At 70.5% G+C, this 16338-nt stretch carries 16 protein-coding genes; 12 read left to right on the forward strand and 4 right to left on the reverse strand.

Features of this window, described 5'->3' with window-relative positions; genetic code table 11:
• The first annotated feature begins 76 nt into the window (after nt 1-76).
• Genes ACTWPW_RS14995 through ACTWPW_RS15005 form a run of 3 tightly spaced genes read left to right on the forward strand, consistent with a single transcriptional unit; the run spans nt 77 to nt 3494 of the window.
• Nucleotides 77-835 (forward strand): succinate dehydrogenase cytochrome b subunit, encoded by a 759-nt coding sequence (locus tag ACTWPW_RS14995; protein ID WP_364118834.1) that lies wholly within the window; start codon nt 77-79, stop codon nt 833-835.
• Nucleotides 832-2757 carry a fumarate reductase/succinate dehydrogenase flavoprotein subunit gene (locus ACTWPW_RS15000; RefSeq protein ID WP_443169038.1) on the forward strand — a complete coding sequence of 642 codons (1926 nt, stop codon included), beginning with the start codon at nt 832-834 and terminating at the stop codon, nt 2755-2757. The genes ACTWPW_RS14995 and ACTWPW_RS15000 overlap by 4 nt, the downstream gene beginning before the upstream one ends.
• The gene (locus ACTWPW_RS15005) at nt 2754-3494 is read left to right on the forward strand and encodes a succinate dehydrogenase/fumarate reductase iron-sulfur subunit (protein ID WP_375113379.1); all 741 of its coding nucleotides are present in this window, start codon (nt 2754-2756) and stop codon (nt 3492-3494) included. Before ACTWPW_RS15000 ends, ACTWPW_RS15005 begins: the two co-directional genes overlap by 4 nt.
• A 113-nt stretch (nt 3495-3607) precedes the next feature.
• On the opposite strand, the gene ACTWPW_RS15010 is transcribed toward ACTWPW_RS15005, so the two are convergent.
• Nucleotides 3608-4135 carry an NUDIX domain-containing protein gene (locus tag ACTWPW_RS15010; RefSeq protein WP_375113380.1) on the reverse strand — a complete coding sequence of 176 codons (528 nt, stop codon included), beginning with the start codon at nt 4133-4135 and terminating at the stop codon, nt 3608-3610.
• 354 nt (nt 4136-4489) lie between these two features.
• Here ACTWPW_RS15010 and ACTWPW_RS15015 point away from each other — a divergent pair, with 354 nt between their 5' ends.
• The 3 genes from ACTWPW_RS15015 (at nt 4490) to ACTWPW_RS15025 (ending at nt 7821) form a co-directional block, all read left to right on the forward strand.
• Entirely contained in the window at nt 4490-5956 is a 1467-nt protein-coding gene (locus ACTWPW_RS15015) for an AAA family ATPase (protein WP_443169039.1), read from the forward strand.
• A 72-nt stretch (nt 5957-6028) separates the two neighbouring features.
• Nucleotides 6029-6643, forward strand: a complete 615-nt coding sequence (locus ACTWPW_RS15020) for an RNA polymerase sigma factor (protein WP_443169040.1) — start codon at nt 6029-6031, stop codon at nt 6641-6643.
• Nucleotides 6640-7821: a CU044_5270 family protein gene (locus ACTWPW_RS15025; protein WP_443169041.1), complete on the forward strand. Its 1182-nt coding sequence runs from the start codon at nt 6640-6642 to the stop codon at nt 7819-7821. The genes ACTWPW_RS15020 and ACTWPW_RS15025 overlap by 4 nt, the downstream gene beginning before the upstream one ends.
• Here the strand turns inward: ACTWPW_RS15025 and ACTWPW_RS15030 are convergent, their stop codons facing one another.
• From ACTWPW_RS15030 to ACTWPW_RS15040, 3 genes are all read right to left on the reverse strand, one after another.
• A complete protein-coding gene (locus ACTWPW_RS15030; protein ID WP_364118813.1) occupies nt 7822-8229 on the reverse strand; it encodes a hypothetical protein in 408 nt (135 codons plus the stop codon).
• Entirely contained in the window at nt 8226-8474 is a 249-nt protein-coding gene (locus ACTWPW_RS15035; RefSeq protein ID WP_375113385.1) for a hypothetical protein, read from the reverse strand. Before ACTWPW_RS15035 ends, ACTWPW_RS15030 begins: the two co-directional genes overlap by 4 nt.
• An 88-nt stretch (nt 8475-8562) precedes the next feature.
• Nucleotides 8563-9183 carry a TetR/AcrR family transcriptional regulator gene (locus ACTWPW_RS15040; protein ID WP_443169042.1) on the reverse strand — a complete coding sequence of 207 codons (621 nt, stop codon included), beginning with the start codon at nt 9181-9183 and terminating at the stop codon, nt 8563-8565.
• Between the two features lie 80 nt (nt 9184-9263).
• Here ACTWPW_RS15040 and ACTWPW_RS15045 point away from each other — a divergent pair, with 80 nt between their 5' ends.
• From ACTWPW_RS15045 to ACTWPW_RS15070, 6 genes are all read left to right on the forward strand, one after another.
• Nucleotides 9264-10685, forward strand: coding sequence for a DHA2 family efflux MFS transporter permease subunit (locus tag ACTWPW_RS15045; protein ID WP_443169043.1), 1422 nt, complete (start codon nt 9264-9266; stop codon nt 10683-10685).
• A 184-nt stretch (nt 10686-10869) separates the two neighbouring features.
• On the forward strand, nt 10870-12057 hold the full coding sequence (locus tag ACTWPW_RS15050) for an RtcB family protein (protein WP_443169044.1): 1188 nt from the start codon (nt 10870-10872) through the stop codon (nt 12055-12057).
• 416 nt (nt 12058-12473) lie between these two features.
• Entirely contained in the window at nt 12474-14183 is a 1710-nt protein-coding gene (locus tag ACTWPW_RS15055) for a discoidin domain-containing protein (protein ID WP_443169045.1), read from the forward strand.
• 17 nt (nt 14184-14200) lie between these two features.
• Nucleotides 14201-15043, forward strand: a complete 843-nt coding sequence (locus ACTWPW_RS15060) for a DUF1996 domain-containing protein (protein WP_375113390.1) — start codon at nt 14201-14203, stop codon at nt 15041-15043.
• A gap of 61 nt (nt 15044-15104) precedes the next feature.
• Complete coding sequence (locus ACTWPW_RS15065) at nt 15105-15641, forward strand: DUF305 domain-containing protein (RefSeq protein ID WP_443169046.1); 537 nt, start codon at nt 15105-15107, stop codon at nt 15639-15641.
• Nucleotides 15642-15650: 9 nt separating this feature from the next.
• Complete coding sequence (locus tag ACTWPW_RS15070; RefSeq protein WP_443169047.1) at nt 15651-16319, forward strand: phosphotransferase; 669 nt, start codon at nt 15651-15653, stop codon at nt 16317-16319.
• Nucleotides 16320-16338: the final 19 nt, after the last annotated feature.

A 16338-nucleotide genomic window follows, 5' to 3' on the forward strand; every position in this document is an offset into this window, starting at 1 on the left:
TCATAGCCTGTAGCTATCGAAACCAGGCCCGTCATGACTTGGACGGATCAATGCTGGATACCTAGCGTCTGAAGACGTGACTGCCACGATAGAGCGCGGTGCCGCCACCGCGCCTGTTACCTCCCCCAAGAAGGCTCAGAAGGCCGCACCGCGGAAGAAGCCCGGCGGGTTCCTGACCTCGTCGAACGGCAAGAAAGTCGTCATGGCCGTCACGGGCGCCGTGATGGTGGGCTTCCTCGTCCTTCATATGCTCGGCAACCTCAAGATCTTCTTCGGCCGTGACTCCTTCAACGAGTACGCCCACGCGCTGCGCACGCTGCTGGAGCCGATCGCGCCGTACCGCACCGTGCTGACGATCCTGGAGATCGGCCTCGTGGCCGCGGTCCTCCTGCACATGTGGGCCGCGATCTCGCTGTCCCGCCGCGCGGGCAAGGCCAGGCCCGTGAAGTACGTGGCCAAGAAGTCGCAGGCGAACGGCTACGCCACGCACATCATGCGATGGGGCGGCGTGACCATCGTGCTCTTCGTGGTCTGGCACCTGCTCGACCTGACCTTCGGCGTCGTCAACCCCAAGGGCTTCGACTCCGCCCCCGCCGACCGGATGATCGCCGGGTTCGACGCGTCCCGGTGGTGGGTCACGCTGATCTACTTCGTGGCCGTCGTCATGGTCGGCCTGCACCTGCGGCACGGCATCTGGAGCGCCTTCCAGACGCTCGGCTGGGCCAACCGCAACCGTAACCAGGTCCTTCGCGTGTCGGCCACGCTGGTCTCCGCGGCCCTGGTGATCGGCTTCCTGGCCCCGCCCCTCGCGATCACGTTCGGAGTTGTCAAGTGAAGTACACCGAAGGCCCCGAGATCCAGGACACCAAGGCTCCGGCCGGTCCGATCGAGGAGCGCTGGGAAAAGCGCAAGTTCGCCGCCAAGCTGGTCAACCCGGCGAACAAGCGCAAGCTCAACGTGATCGTGGTGGGCACGGGCCTGGCGGGCGGTTCCGCCGCCGCGACGCTGGGCGAGCTGGGCTACAACGTCAAGTCGTTCTGCTACCAGGACACGCCGCGCCGGGCGCACTCCATCGCCGCGCAGGGCGGGATCAACGCCGCCAAGAACTACCGCGGCGACGGCGACAGCATCTACCGCCTCTTCTACGACACCGTGAAGGGCGGCGACTTCCGCGCCCGCGAGTCGAACGTCTACCGCCTCGCCCAGGTCTCGGTGAACATCATCGACCAGGCCGTGGCGCAGGGCGTGCCGTTCGCCCGGGAGTACGGCGGCCTGCTGGACACACGCTCGTTCGGCGGCGCCCAGGTCTCGCGTACGTTCTACGCCCGCGGCCAGACGGGCCAGCAGCTCCTGCTAGGGGCGTACCAGGCGCTGGAGCGGCAGATCGCGGCCGGGACCGTGGAGATGCACACCCGGCACGAGATGCTCGACCTGATCATCTCCGACGGGCGGGCGCGCGGCGTCATCGTGCGCGACATGGTGACCGGCGAGATCGAGCGCCACCTGGCCGACGCCGTGGTGCTGGCCACCGGTGGCTACGGCAACGTGTTCTTCCTGTCCACGAACGCCAAGGGCTGCAACACGACGGCCATCTGGCGGGCCCACGAGCGCGGGGCGTACTTCGCCAACCCCTGCTACACGCAGATCCACCCGACGTGCATCCCGGTGTCGGGCGAGTACCAGTCGAAGCTCACGCTCATGTCCGAGTCGCTGCGCAACGACGGCCGCGTCTGGGTGCCGCTGCGCAAGAACGACGACCGCGCCCCCGGGGACATCCCGGAGGAGGAGCGCGACTACTACCTGGAGCGGATCTACCCGGCCTTCGGCAACCTGGTGCCCCGCGACATCGCCTCCCGCGCCGCCAAGAACGTCTGCGACGAGGGTCGCGGCGTGGGCCCCGGCGGGCTCGGGGTCTACCTCGACTTCCGGGACGCCATCAACCGCCTCGGCCGCGACGCCGTGGAGAAGAAGTACGGCAACCTGTTCGAGATGTACGAGCGCATCACGGGCGAGAACCCGTACGACGTACCGATGCGCATCTACCCCGCCGTCCACTACACGATGGGCGGGCTGTGGGTGGACTACGACCTGCAGTCCACGATCCCCGGCCTGTTCGTCATCGGTGAGGCCAACTTCTCCGACCACGGCGCCAACCGCCTCGGCGCGTCGGCGCTGATGCAGGGTCTGGCCGACGGATATTTCGTGCTTCCGACCACCCTCGGCGACTACCTGGCCGCCGGTCCCTTCGGCGACGTGGACGAGGAGGCCGTGGCTCAGGCCGAGATCAAGGTCCGCAACAAGATCGACCGCCTCCTGTCCGTGAACGGCACCCGCACGCCCGACTCCTTCCACCGCGAGCTGGGCAAGCTCATGTGGGACTACTGCGGCATGGAGCGCACCGAGGAGTCGCTGCGCAAGGCGCTGGAGCGCATCCCCGAGCTGCGCGCGGAGTTCTGGGAGAACGTCAAGGTGAGCGGCACCGCGGAGGAGCTCAACCAGGTCCTGGAGAAGGCCGGCCGCGTCGCCGACTTCTTCGACCTGGCCGAGCTCATGTGCCTGGACGCCCTGGTCCGTACCGAGTCCTGCGGCGGCCACTTCCGCGCCGAGTCCCAGGACTCCGACGGCGAGGCGCTGCGCGACGACGAGAACTTCGCGCTCGTCTCGGCGTGGGAGTACGGCGGCGAGAACGGGCCGGTGCTGCACAAGGAAGCGCTCGAGTACGAGTACGTCAAGATGACCCAGCGGAGCTACAAGTGAACTTGACCCTGCGCGTTTGGCGGCAGAGCGGCCCCTCGGACGCGGGACGCATGGTGACGTACAAGGTGGAGGACGTCTCCCCGGACATGTCCTTCCTGGAGATGCTGGACGTCCTCAACGAGCGGCTCATCCTGGACGGCGACGACCCGATCGCCTTCGACCACGACTGCCGTGAGGGCATCTGCGGCATGTGCGGCATGGTCATCAACGGCGTCGCCCACGGCGAGCAGCGCGCCACCACGACCTGCCAGCTCCACATGCGCCACTTCGAGGATGGCGCCGAGATCACCATCGAGCCGTGGCGCGCGGCCCCGTTCCCGGTCGTCAAGGACCTGGTGGTGGACCGCAGCGCGTTCGACCGCATCATCCAGGCGGGCGGCTTCGTCTCGGTCCCGGCCGGCTCGGCCCCGGACGCCCACAGCGTCCCCGTACGCAAGGAGGACGCGGACGCGGCCTTCGACGCGGCGACGTGCATCGGCTGCGGCGCCTGCGTCGCGGCCTGCCCGAACGGCTCGGCCTCCCTCTTCACCGCCGCCAAGATCACCCACCTGAGCCTGCTGCCCCAGGGCCAGCCGGAGCGGCTGTCGCGCGCCAAGGCGATGGTGGACCAGATGGACGCGGAGGGGTTCGGCGGCTGCACGAACACCGGCGAGTGCACGGCGGTGTGCCCGAAGGGGATCCCGCTGGACACGATCGCCCAGATGAACAGCGACTACCTGAAGGCGAACGCCAAGTAGGCAGGTGAGCCGGGGTCTCGGTGGTTCACCGGTCTGGACCCGCCCCGGGCGCGAAGGGCTTCGCCTGTGGAGCGCTTCGCGCGGGGCGGGCCGGGCTGTCGCCCGGCGAACGCTCAGCCCGCCTCACTGAGCAGGTAGAGCAGCGCGTTCATGCTGGTCCCACCCACGATGTCCCGCTTGTCGATCAACCGGCGGATCTCCCTCAGAGAGACCCACTCCACACGCTCCGCCTCCCAGGTGTCCGTGGGCGGCCCGATGTGCTGAGCGCTGTCAGCGCGAAAGATGTAGTGCTCGGAGTCGGAGATGCCGTTGTTCGGCTGGGTGTAGAGCAACGGACGCAAGGGCCCGGGCCGCCACCCGGTCTCCTCCTCGACCTCGCGCGCGGCGGCCTCCATCGGCTCCTCACCCTCCTCGACCTTCCCGATCGGGACCTCCCAGCCCCAGGTGTCGGTGATGAAGCGATGCCGCCAGATCAGCAGCACCCGGTTCTGCTCGTCGGTGACGACGGCACCGGCTCCGGGTGCGGTCCGGATGAGCCGGTGATCGAGGTGCCTTCCGTCCGGAAGCTCCACATCCGCCATGCGGACATCCAGCCAGCGATCGGTGTAGAGCGGTTCTTCCGAGTGGACCTGCCAGCGCATGCGGCTGCTCCCTGGGTGGACTCCTGGACCGGCACCACGCTACAAGGTGGGAACTGACCGATCGGCCCAGGCCGGGTGGGGGCTCAAGGGGAGGAAGGCGGCCAGGGCGCCGTTCACCAGACCCAGCCGTCAGAGTTGTCGCCCGTGGAAGGCCGCTTTGACGGATCGAACGGAAGCCCTGACCGCCATCACCCAGCGTGACATTGCCGCTACCGATGCTAGTGGAGTGCGGAGTGCTGAGGCGACTGGCGTGGCGCGTTGAAACCTAATTAGTATGCTCGGAAACATACAAGTTAGGTGACGCCAGTGCAGAAGCCGCAGCGAGTGTTGTCCCGGGGAGCCGAGTGGGCTGCTTTGACCCAATTCATCCAGCATCCGGACCCGCATCTTCGCCTCGGCGTCGTCTCGGGGCGGCGGCGGGTGGGCAAGAGTTTCCTGCTCCGGGCACTCGCGGAAACCGCCGGCGGGCTCTACGTCTCGGCTGTCGCGGAGGAGGGCGTGGTCGCCGCGCGGCGACGGCTGGCGGCGGAGATCGCCCGATACGCGGGGGTGCCGGGCGAGCTGATCACCGACGCGGGCTGGGAATCTCTCCTCGCGACGGCCATCGAGTTGACGTCCGGCCGTGGCGGGAAGGCGCCGGGGGTCCTCGTCATCGACGAGTTGCCGTACTGGATGGCTCACTCGCCCGAGCTTCCCGGGCTGCTTCAGCTGCTCTATGACCAGTCCCAGGCCGGCCAGGGCGTGCCGGGCGGGCGTGTGATCGTTTGTGGTTCGGCCATGTCGGTGATGAACGAGCTGCTCTCCGGCACCAAGGCCCTGCGCGGCCGGGCTGCGCTCGACCTGCGCCTGCAACCGTTCGATGTGAGGACCACGGCCAGGCATTGGGGGATCGACGACCCGGCCACGGCCCTGCGCGTGCACGCGATCCTCGGCGGTTCTCCCGGCTATCGGAACCTGGCCAATGTCCCGCCCCCGCGGACCGTCGCCGACGTGGACGACTGGGTACCAGGCACCGTCCTGGACCCGAGGCAGGCGCTCTTCTCCGGCAGCGAGGCCGAATACCTGTTGCGGGAGGACCCCAAGTTCACCGGCAGTGCGTTGCACTACGCGATCATCAATGCGGTCGCGAACGGGGCCACCAGTCCGGCGAAGATCGGCGGGCTGCTGGAGCAGCCGCGTACGTCGCTGACACGGCCCATCGACGGGCTGGTGAGCGCCGGATATCTGAGGTACGACACCGACCCCCTGTGGGAGCGGCGCCCGGTGATCACCGTGGTCGATCCCATCGTGCGCTTCCACAATCTGATCACCGTGCCGCAGCGCGATCTCGTGGACACGGGACAGGCGGCGGAGGCGTGGCGGCGTTCGCGGCCGGCCTTTGTCGCGGGCATCCTGGGGCCGCACTTCGAGCTCTGCGCCAGGGAATGGCTCCGGGGGCAGGCTGATCCGGCTCTCCGGGGGAACGCGGGCATGGTCACGGCAACCGTGGTCAACGACAGGAAGGGGCAGGCCAAGCACGAGATCGACGTCGTCGCCCTGGACAAGAGGGCGGGGCGGGCGGTCATCAGCGTCATCGGCGAGGCCAAGGCGACGGTCACCCGGCGGACCATGGCGGATCTCCAGCGACTGGAGCGGCTCAAGGAGCTGCTGGCGGAACACGGGCACGACACGGGGTCGGCCGTACTGGCGCTGTTCTCGACGGAAGGTTTCCAGCCGGACCTCCTCGACGCGGCGCGGCGGAGGGGAGACGTGCTGCTGATGGATCTGCCGTCACTGGTCGGTGGGCAAGAGCCGGTGGCAGTGCCACGAAATTTCGGTTGATGCGTAACAACAGGAGGGCTCGGACCACTTCCTGGTGTCAGAAGAACGCATCCCGAACGAAGGGGCTGGGCGGTGACGGATGATGCGCACCGGTTCACCGGCATGTACGACGAATGCCGGCAACGCGTGTGGGCCTACGTGGTCAGTCGCGCGGGGCGGCAGGTCGCGGACGAGGTGGTGAGCGAGACGTTCGCGATCGCCTGGCGGCGGCTGGACGACGTGCCCGAGCCGGCGCTGCCGTGGTTGCTCGGCGTCGCCAGGAACGTGCTGCGTGACAGCGTGCGTGCGGAGGTCCGGCGGGAGGCGCTCGCCGCCGAGCTGCGGGCCTGGACCGAGGGGGACGTGGCCGATCAGGTCACCGAGCGACTCGGCGTGCTGCGGGCACTGGCCGCGCTGCCGGAGGACGACCGGGAGATCCTCGTCCTCGTCGCCTGGCACGGACTGTCGCCCAAGGAGGCGGCCCGGGTGATCGGGTGCTCGTCGGCGGCGTACCGGGTGCGGTTGCACCGGGCTCGCAAGCGGCTCAGGCAGGCCATGGAGGCGGTTTCGGATCCGGGGCCGGCTCGGGGACGGCGCGGCGGGCGGCGGCCGGAATCCCCCGGCATGCCCGGAGCAGCCGAACGCGCGAGAGTCGCGGAAACGCCGTCCATGCCCCACGTGCGGAATCTCAGCGAGGAGTGGTCATGAACCCCATCGACGAACTTCGGGCGGCCAGGCCCGCGCATCTCGGTGACCGGCCGGTGGATGAGAGCACCAGGGCCCTGGAGCTGGCGCGCGCCATGTCGGGGTCCAGGGAAGGACGGAGGCGGCGGAAGGCCGTGCGGCCGGCGTGGGGGCTGGGGCTGGCGGGGGCGGCGGCCGCCGTGACGGCGGCGGTGGTGGTCGTGTCGGGGAACGGGACCGTGCCGGCGACGCCGCGCGCCCCCGGCGGGCAGGGCGTCGTGGCGAGCGCCGGCCCCAGCGGTACGACGGCGCCCCGGGTGACGTTGTCGGCCCGGGAGGTGCTGCTGGCGGCGGCCGAGAAGGCGGCCCGGCAGGACGAGGGGAGCGGGGCCTACTGGCACAGCGTGTCGGTGAGCAGGAACCTGTACACGGTCGAGGGCGGCGGCTACCTGGTCGTGCAGCGGGACCGCAGCGAGGGGTGGACGCCCAGCGCCACCGGGGGCGAGCAGTGGTCGCGCAGCCAGTCGCTCGGCGCGGAGCCCGCCACCGAGGAGGATCGGAAGGCCTGGGAGCGGGCGGGGTCACCGGCCGCGTTCGAGGCGGTCGTACCGGGCAAGGGGCGCGGAACGGCCAAGTACGGCACCATCCCGCTGTCCACCTCTCCGGGGAAGGTCACGACGAGCCACAGCCCGCTGGTGGACGGCGACAAGGTGTTCTGGCTCGGGCGGAACGTCACCATGAAGGACCTCCGGGGGCTCCCGAGCGATCCCCGCAGGCTGAAGAAGTGGCTGTTGGCCTCCTACGAGGGGCACGGGACCGAGTCCACCGGCGAGGAGATGTCGGGCGACGCCTGGCTGTTCAGGGTCAGCATGGGGCTGATCATGGACATGCCGGTGACGCCCGAGGTGCGCGGGGCGGCGTTCCGCATGCTGGCCGAGCTCGACGAGGTGAAGGTGACCGAGAACGTGACCGACGCCGAAGGACGGCAGGGCACGGCCGTGTCCGTGGAGGAGAGCCCGAGGGGTGGCGGGGTCTACGAGAACCGGCTGGTCTTCGACGAGGCGACCGGGCAGCCCCTGGCCGGTGAGAACGTGGTGGTGAAGCCGGGCGGGCCGCAGGCCGGGTTCGAGCCGGGCGCGGTCTGGAACTCCACCGTGCTGATCGAGGCCGGATGGACCGACAGCGCCCCGGAGAGCTCCTGATCAGCCGCTCTGGCGAGCCTCGTCGTTGGCGTTCGTCCGGATCTGCTGGATGCGCTGCTTCGTCAGCCCGAGCAGCTCGCCGATGTCCCCGTCGGACAGGCCCAGCTCGTGCATGTGCTTGACCCGCTTCTTCAGCGTCCGGGTGTAGTCCTCGGCGATCGCGGCCGCCTGGCGCTGGAGGGCGGCGAAGTCGTCGAGGTCCTGCTCCGACAGGCCCGGCAGGGCGTAGTGGTAGACCGGCGCGGGCGGCTGGGCGCGGTCGGCGAACAGGAACGGGAGCCCCTCGGCGACGTCGCCGTGCAGCTCCTTGAGCGTACGGGCGGACATGCCGCCGGCCACGCCGTCCACCTTGGCCAGCCACAGGTTGCCGGCCATGGTGACGTGGACGTCAACGCGGTCTGCGGTCATCGATCCTCCAGCCATTCGTCGCCGAACAGGTGAGCGAGCCCCTGTTCGAGGGAGTCCACCAGGTGCGGGGTCTCCCCTGGGTACAGCGGGACGATCGCCCGGGCCGCGACGCGGCCCTCGGCATCCCATAGCAGGAGGAATCGCTGTCGCTTCGTCGTTTCCGCCCAGTCGCAGCGCAAGCCATGGAGGTGGGAGAGCCGGATGATCCGATCACGGATGGCCGCGTAGTCGTCTCGTTCCACCACACCCGGCAGACTATATCCCTTGCCTACCATCGACAAGGGGTCTTGTCGGCCGCATTGCGCCATGCGTGTTCGGTTGGGTGCGGGTTGGTCAGGACACGATCCACGCCCGGGCGAACGTCTCCACGGCGGCGTTCGCCATGGCCCGCAACTCCTCGTCCGCCAGTTGCCGGGTGCCCATCTGGGAGCGGGCCTCCAGGGGGCCGAGGAGCAGGGCCATGAACTGTTCGGCCGCGAGGTCGGGCTCCGTGGTGCGCAGGCGGCCGGCGAGCGCGAGCCGGGCCAGCCGGTCGGCCAGCGCCTGGTTGAGGCGGTCGGGGCCGCTCTCCTTGACGATGTCCAGGATGTCGGGGAAGTGGGTGATCTCCGAGTAGAGGAGCCGGCGCAGCGCGCACGAGCGGCCGTCGGTGTGCAGGCGGAGCAGCGCGTACGCCACCTCCTCCAGCGTGGCGCGCAGGTCGTCGCCGGGGATGGAGAGCGGCTCCAGGGCGGCGACCCGCTCGTCGAGCGAGGTCCGCGCCGCGGCCTCCATGGCGTGCCTGAACAGGGTGGCCTTGTCGGTCATGTGGTTGTACACCGTCGGCTTCGCCACGCCCGCCTCACGGGCGATGTCCTGCACGCACGCCTGGGCGTAGCCCTGCCGGGCGAACACGGTGAACGCGCCGTCCAGGATCGCCTGCCGCTTGTCGATCCGTCCCCGCGTGGTGGTCATGGCTCCGATTGTACTCACGGGTTCAAATGTCTGTACGGCATAGGTTGCGTGCGAACGAGACGGGTAAATATGTTGAACCCATGAGTTCAGATACTGACGATCGGCTGGATCGGCGGTTGCTGGCCACGATCGCCGTGGTCCTGCTCGGCGGGCTGCTGGGGATCCTCAACAGCACCATGGCCGCCGTCGCCACCGGCACCCTGGCCACGGCCTTCGACACCTCGCTCAGCACCATCGGCTGGGCGTCCACCGGATTCCTGCTCGCCGTGACCGCCACCATCCCGTTCACCACCTGGGCCGTCGACCGGTACGGCGGCAAGCGGCTCTGGGTCGCGGGACTGCTGCTGTTCCTGGCGGGTTCGCTGGCCGCCGGGCTGGCCTGGAACGTCGGCAGCCTGATCGCCTTCCGGGTGGTGCAGGGGGTGGGCGCGGGGCTGCTCGATCCGCTCGTGCTGATCCTGCTCGCCCGCGCCGCCGGGCCCCGGCGGGCCGGCCGGGTGATGGGGCTGATGGGCGTCGTGCTGTCGCTGGGGCCGGTGCTCGGGCCGATCGCGGGCGGGGCGATTCTCGGGGCGCTGACGTGGCGGGCGATGTTCCTGATCAGCGTGGCCGTCGGCGTCGTGGCCCTGGTGCTCGCCCTGCGGGTGATTCCCGCCGACGAGCCCGTCGAGCGGGGATCCGCGCGGCTGGACGTGGTGGGACTGGCGCTGCTCGGGCCCGGGTTCGCGGGCGTCGTGCTGGCGCTGTCGCAGACGGCCGAGCAGGGGACGCCGGGGGCGTGGCAGGCGATGACGCCGCTCGGGCTGGGGGCCGTGCTGCTGATCGGGTACGCCGTTCACGCGCTGCGCGGCCGCCGTACACCGCTGATCGACCTGCGGTTGTTCCGCAACCGGGGGTTCAGCGCGAGCGTCACCATCATGGGGCTCGGCGGCATGGGCCTGTTCGCCGGGCTGTTCGCGCTGCCGCTGTACTACCAGCAGGCGCACGGGCTCGACGTGCTGGCCGCCGGGCTGCTCATGGCCCCGCTGGGGCTCGGCGGCTCCATCGCCATGCCGCTGGCCGGGCGGCTCTCGGACCGGCTCGGGGCGCGTGGCCTGGCCGCCGGGGGCGCGGTCGTGGCGGTCGTGAGCGTGCTCGCCCTGACGCGGATCGGGCCCGACACGCCGGAGGTGTGGCCGGCGCTGGCGGCGCTCACGTTCGGGCTGGGCAGCGGCTGCTTCAGCGCCCCGACGATGGGCTCCCTCTACCGCACGCTCCCCGGGCCTCTGGTGGCGCAGGGCAGCTCCGTGCTCTACATGCTCAACCAGCTCGGCGCGGCGCTCGGCGTCGCCCTGGTCACGCTCGTCGTGCAGACCGCGGCCGGCACGATCGGCGGGCTGCGCGGGGTCTTCTGGATCGCCGTCGCCACCAACCTGATCGTCCTGGCCCTCGTCCCGCTGCTGCCGGGCAGGGAGGGGGCGCCGCCGGCCGTACGTGACGAAGAGCTCGTGCGGAACCCCTGAAGATTGGGATCAACGACGGGCCGGTCGACCAGGGCATCGGCCGGGCGGCTGCACGAGCGCACGCTGGAGCTGGTCGGCCCGGACACAGGTCCAATACGGGCGGGCTAATTCGGTTGCGGTGGGTATGGGGATTCTGGCGTGATAGATCGCGTTCGGGATGTGACCGGGAGGGAGGCGATACAGGATGACGTACAACGAGGTGACCGGAACCCGGCGGCCCCTGAGGATGTGGGCGGAGCCGGAGGCGGTCGATCCGCAGGCGATGCAGCAGCTTCGCAACGTGGCGAACCTGGAGTGGGTCCACGGTGTCGCCGTCATGCCGGACGTGCACCACGGCAAGGGCGCGACGGTGGGCTCGGTCATCGCGATGAAGGACGCGGTGTCGCCGGCGGCGGTCGGCGTGGACATCGGGTGCGGGATGACGGCCGTGAAGACCTCGTACCAGGCTTCGCGGCTCCCCGACAACCTGGCCTACCTGCGCGGGAAGCTCGAGCAGGCGGTGCCGGTCGGGTTCGGGCACCACAAGCGGCCGGTCGACCCCGGCCAGGTGCAGGGGCTGAACACGGCCGGGTGGGCGGACTTCTGGAAGCGCTTCGACGACCTGGCGCCGGCCGTGATGGCGCGGCGCGAGCGGGCCGAGGTGCAGATGGGCACGCTCGGCGGGGGCAACCACTTCCTCGAGGTGTGCGCGGACGACGAGGGCTGGGTCTGGGTGGTGCTGCACTCGGGCTCGCGCAACATCGGCAAGGAGCTGGCGGAGCACCACATCGGGGTGGCCCGCGGGCTGGCGCACAACCAGGGGCTGGTGGACCGCGACCTGGCGGTGTTCCTCGGCCGTACGTCGGAGATGGACGCTTACCGGCGCGACCTGTTCTGGGCCCAGGACTACGCGCGGCGCAACCGCGCGCTCATGATGGGCCTGGTGTGCGACGTGCTGCGGCGTCACCTGCCGAACATCGCGTTCGAGCAGCCCATCTCCTGCCACCACAACTACGTGGCCGAGGAGCGGTACGACGGGGTCGACGTGCTGGTCACCCGGAAGGGCGCGATCCGGGCGGGCAGCGGTGAGCTGGGGATCATCCCGGGCTCGATGGCCACCGGCACGTACATCGTCAAGGGCCTGGGCAACAGCGCGGCCTTCAACTCGGCCTCGCACGGCGCGGGGCGGAAGATGAGCAGGAACAAGGCCAAGAAGACGTTCACGGTCAAGGACCTGCAGGAGCAGACCGCGGGTGTGGAGTGCCGCAAGGACCCCGGGGTGATCGACGAGATTCCGGGGGCGTACAAGGACCTGGAGTCCGTGATGGCGGCGCAGCGGGATCTGGTGCAGGTGGTCGCTCACCTGCGGCAGCTCATCTGCATCAAGGGCTGACCAGCCGCCCCTTCCGCACGATCACGCTCGGCCGGGAGGAGTACGGGGGTGCCCGGGCCGCGGTCGAACCCGGCCCGGGTGCCGCCTCCGGCGTCGGACGGTTCACCTGCCTCCTCCGTGCTGAGAGAGCGCTCCCGCAGAAGGGTGAGCCGAGGGACGGGGGAGAGTCAAGACGGGGTGGAATCCGGGGTTTCTCGGGCGCCGGGGAGGGGTGAGGGCGTTTCGTCGTCCTCGCGCGCATCGTGGCCGGTCAGGGCGAACGGCGGGGGTCGAGGAGGCGTTAAGAGAGCGCTCTCTGATGCGTCGAGGAGGTTTCCGGAGGGTTAACCCAGACCTTGACAGAGGTTGGGGACGCGAGCAGTCTCCATCTCAGGGAGCGCTCCCTCGAACCATCCCTCCAGTTTGACGGAGACGTCGTGAGTCCACCCCGCAGCCCAGGTTTACGCCGCCTGGCGACGCTCGTCGCCCTCATGTTCGCCATGTCGCTGGTGGCGGTGCTGCCCGCCCGCGCCGCCGACCCCCTGCTGTCCCAGGGCAAACCCGCCACCGCCTCCTCCGCCGAGAACGCCGCCTTCCCCGCCTCCGCCGCCGTGGACGGCGACGCGGGCACCCGCTGGTCGAGCGCCTTCTCCGATCCGCAGTGGATCCAGGTGGACCTCGGCTCCACCGTCGCCGTCAGCCAGGTCGAGCTGAGCTGGGAGGCCGCGTACGCCACCGCCTTCCAGGTGCAGGTGTCCGCCAACGGCACGTCCTGGACCACCCTCCACTCCACGACCACCGCGACCGGCGGCAACCAGACCCTGACCGTCTCGGGCAGCGGCCGGTACGTCCGCGTCCACGGCACCCAGCGCGCCACCCAGTACGGCTACAGCCTCTGGGAGTTCAAGGTGTACGGGACCGGCGGCAGCTCCGGCGGCGAGCGGCTGCTGTCCTACAACAAGCCCGGCGTCGCCTCCAGCTCCCAGCACGACGGCAACTGCTGGGAGTGCACCCCGGCCAGGGCGTTCGACCTGGACCCGGCCAGCCGGTGGGCCACCGCCGCCTGGACGGACCCGGGCTGGATCTACGTGGACCTCGGCGCGACCGCGCAGATCAGCAAGGTCGTCCTGCAGTGGGACCCGGCCTACGCCAGGTCGTACCAGCTCCAGGTGTCCAACGACGCGAACAACTGGACGACCGTCTACAACACGACCAGCGGCAGCGGGTTCAAGCAGACGCTGAGCGTGACCGGCACCGGCAGGTACGTCCGCATGTACGGCACCCAGCGCGCCACCGCCTACGGCTACAGCCTGTGGGAGTTCCAGGTGTACGGCACCGGGGGCGACCCGACCGACCCGCCGGCCCCGCCGAAGGACCCCGCGAACCCGCCGGCCCTGGTGTGGAGCGACGAGTTCAACGGCCCGTCCGGCAGCAAGCCCGACGCCGCCAAGTGGCGGGCGGACCCGGGCACGGGGCCGAACAACGAGCTGGAGTACTACACCAACCACGACAACGCCTCCATGGACGGCCAGGGCCACCTGGTCATGGAGGCGCGCAAGCAGGCCACCCCCGGGTCCGCCTGCCCGCCCGACCCGCTGACCGGCAGCACCACCTGCCAGTACACCTCCGCCAGGATGAACACCGGCACGAAGTTCCACTTCACCTACGGCCGGGTCGAGGCCCGGATCAAGGTACCCAAGGGCAACGGGCTCTGGCCGGCGTTCTGGATGATGGGGGCGGACTTCCTGACCGGGCGGCCGTGGCCGTACAACGGCGAGATCGACATCATGGAGGTCCTCGGCAAGGACGTGAAGACGTCGTACTCGACGGTCCACGCGCCCGCGTACAACGGCGGCGGGGGCATCGGGTCGCCGTACACGCTGCCGAACGGCGCCGACTACTCCGACGACTTCCACGTCTGGGCCGCCCACTGGGACAGCAAGGGCATCGTCTACACGCTGGACGGCCGGACGGTGTTCACGCTCAGCAAGGACCAGGTGGAGCAGACGCGCGGCCCCTGGATCTTCGACCACCCCTTCTACCTCATCCTCAACCTCGCGGTCGGCGGTGACTGGCCGGGCCCGCCCAACACGGCCACGCCGTTCCCGTCCCGGATGCTCGTCGACTACGTGCGGGTCTACCAATGATCACCAAGGGAGCCGCCATGCTCGCCTCACGTCTCATCGCCCTGCTGTCCGTGTTGCTCGCGACGTTCGCCGTGGCCCCGCGCCCGGCGGTGGCCGAGCCCGTACGGGTGGCGGAGTTCCTCGCCGACTGCCCGTTCAGCCACCGGCTGCCCGACGACCCGATCGTCTTCCCCGGGCTGCCCGGCGCCTCGCACATGCACAGCTTCTTCGGCAGCCGGGTCACCAACGCCCACACCCAGCTCAACGACCTGCTGAACGGCGCCACCAACTGCAACCCGGCCGTGGACAAGTCGTCGTACTGGGTGCCGACCCTCTACCGGGACGGCGCGCCCGTCGAGCCGGCCATCGTCACCTTCTACTACCTCGGCGAGGGGGTGCGTGACGACATCATCGCCAGGATCCAGCCCCTGCCCCTGGGGCTGCGGATCGTGGCGGGCAACGCCAGGGCGACCGGACCCGACAGCACGACCATCTCCCGCTGGTCCTGCCTGCACGCCGGGCACGTGGGGGCCTCCAAGGACTTCGTGAACTGCCCGTCGGGGACGATGCTGGAGTCGTACCTGGACTTCCCGCAGTGCTGGAACGGGCGGGACCTGGACTCCGCCGACCACAAGAGCCACATGGCCTACCCGGTGGCAGGGGCGTGCCCGAGCACGCATCCCGTGCCGGTGCCGAAGTTGCGGCAGGTGATCCGCTACCCGGTGAGCGGTGACCCCTCACACTTCCGGCTGTCGTCGGGAGGCGGGTTCACGATGCACGGCGACTTCTTCAACGCCTGGCCGGTGGCCGAGATGGAGCGCCGGGTGCGGGACTGCATCCGCCCGATCATCAAGTGCGGCGCCGACGGGCGCCCGTCGTAGATCCTGTCCGCTGTCCGGGCGGGAGGCCGCTCCCGCCCGGACCTGGCCCCGGGGAGTGCCGGTGCTGCGATGCCTGCTGCCGATTCTGGTCCTGGTCCTGGCGGGTTGCTCGGCTGCCGTCGAGCCCGTCGCCACGCCCGCCGCCGGCCCCGGGTTCAGCACGACCGACGTGGCCTGGTTGCAACTCGCCGACGCGCTGCACACGCGCGCGCTGCCCCTCCTCGCGCTCGCCCCCGAGCGTGCGGCCGAACGGCCGCTGGGCGAGCTGGCGGCACGGCTGGGCAGGGCGCACGAGGCGGGGCGCGGACGGCTGCGCGCGCTGCTCGTCCGGGCCCGGGTGACCGGTGAGAACCCGCACGCCCAGCACGACATGCCGGGCATGCCCACGGCCGAGGAGCTGAAGGCGCTGGAGGGGTCGCGGGGCCGCGGCTTCGACCGGCGGTTCACCGAGCTGCTCCGGGCGTACCTGGATCAGCTCGTGCTGGTCGCCGACGGCGAGCGGAGCTCGGGCGGCGCCGCCGAGGTGCGGGAGCTGGCCGACGCGATGGCTCGCGAGCACGCCGCCGAACGCGCCGAGCTGGAGCGGATCGCCGCGTAGGTTGGGCTCATGGAGCTCGGGGAGCTGGTGGGGACGGGGCGCAGCGCGGACGTGTACGCGATCGGGGGCGGGCGCGTGTTACGCCGCTACCGGAGGGAGACCGACACCGCGGGGGAGGCGGCGGTCATGGCGTACGTGGCCGGGCACGGCTATCCCGTTCCCGAGGTCTATCCCGATGAGGGCGACGCCACGGACCTGGTGATGGGGCGGCTGTCCGGGCCGACGATGTTGCGGGCCGTGGTCGACGGGGAGCTCACGCCCGAGGAGGCCGGTGCGATCCAGGCGCGGCTGCTGCGGCGGCTGCACGAGATCCCGGCCATGGAGTCGTCGGACCCCGCCGACCGGATCCTGCACCTGGACCTGCATCCGGACAACGTGATGCTGACGGCGAGCGGCCCGGTGGTGATCGACTGGTGCAACGCCGGAGAGGGGCCGCCCGCGCTGGACAACGCGATGTCGGCGCTGATCCTCGCGCAGGTGGCCGTGGACCCGGAGTTCGCGTTCGCGCCCACGGCGCGGTCGACGCTCGTCGCGCTGGCGGCCGAGCTGGGCGGCGACCTGGACGTGGGCGAGCCGCTCGACCGGGTCAAGGCGCGCCGCGACGAGGACCAGGGGCTCACCGAGCGCGAAGCGGGGCTGCTGGGCGAGGCGGTGGAGCTGGTCAGGCAGCTCCGGTGAGCCGGGTCGGCGCCAGGAG

Origin of the sequence: Nonomuraea sp. KM90 (genome assembly GCF_052246675.1) — a bacterium.
Taxonomy (GTDB): Bacteria; Actinomycetota; Actinomycetes; order Streptosporangiales; family Streptosporangiaceae; genus Nonomuraea.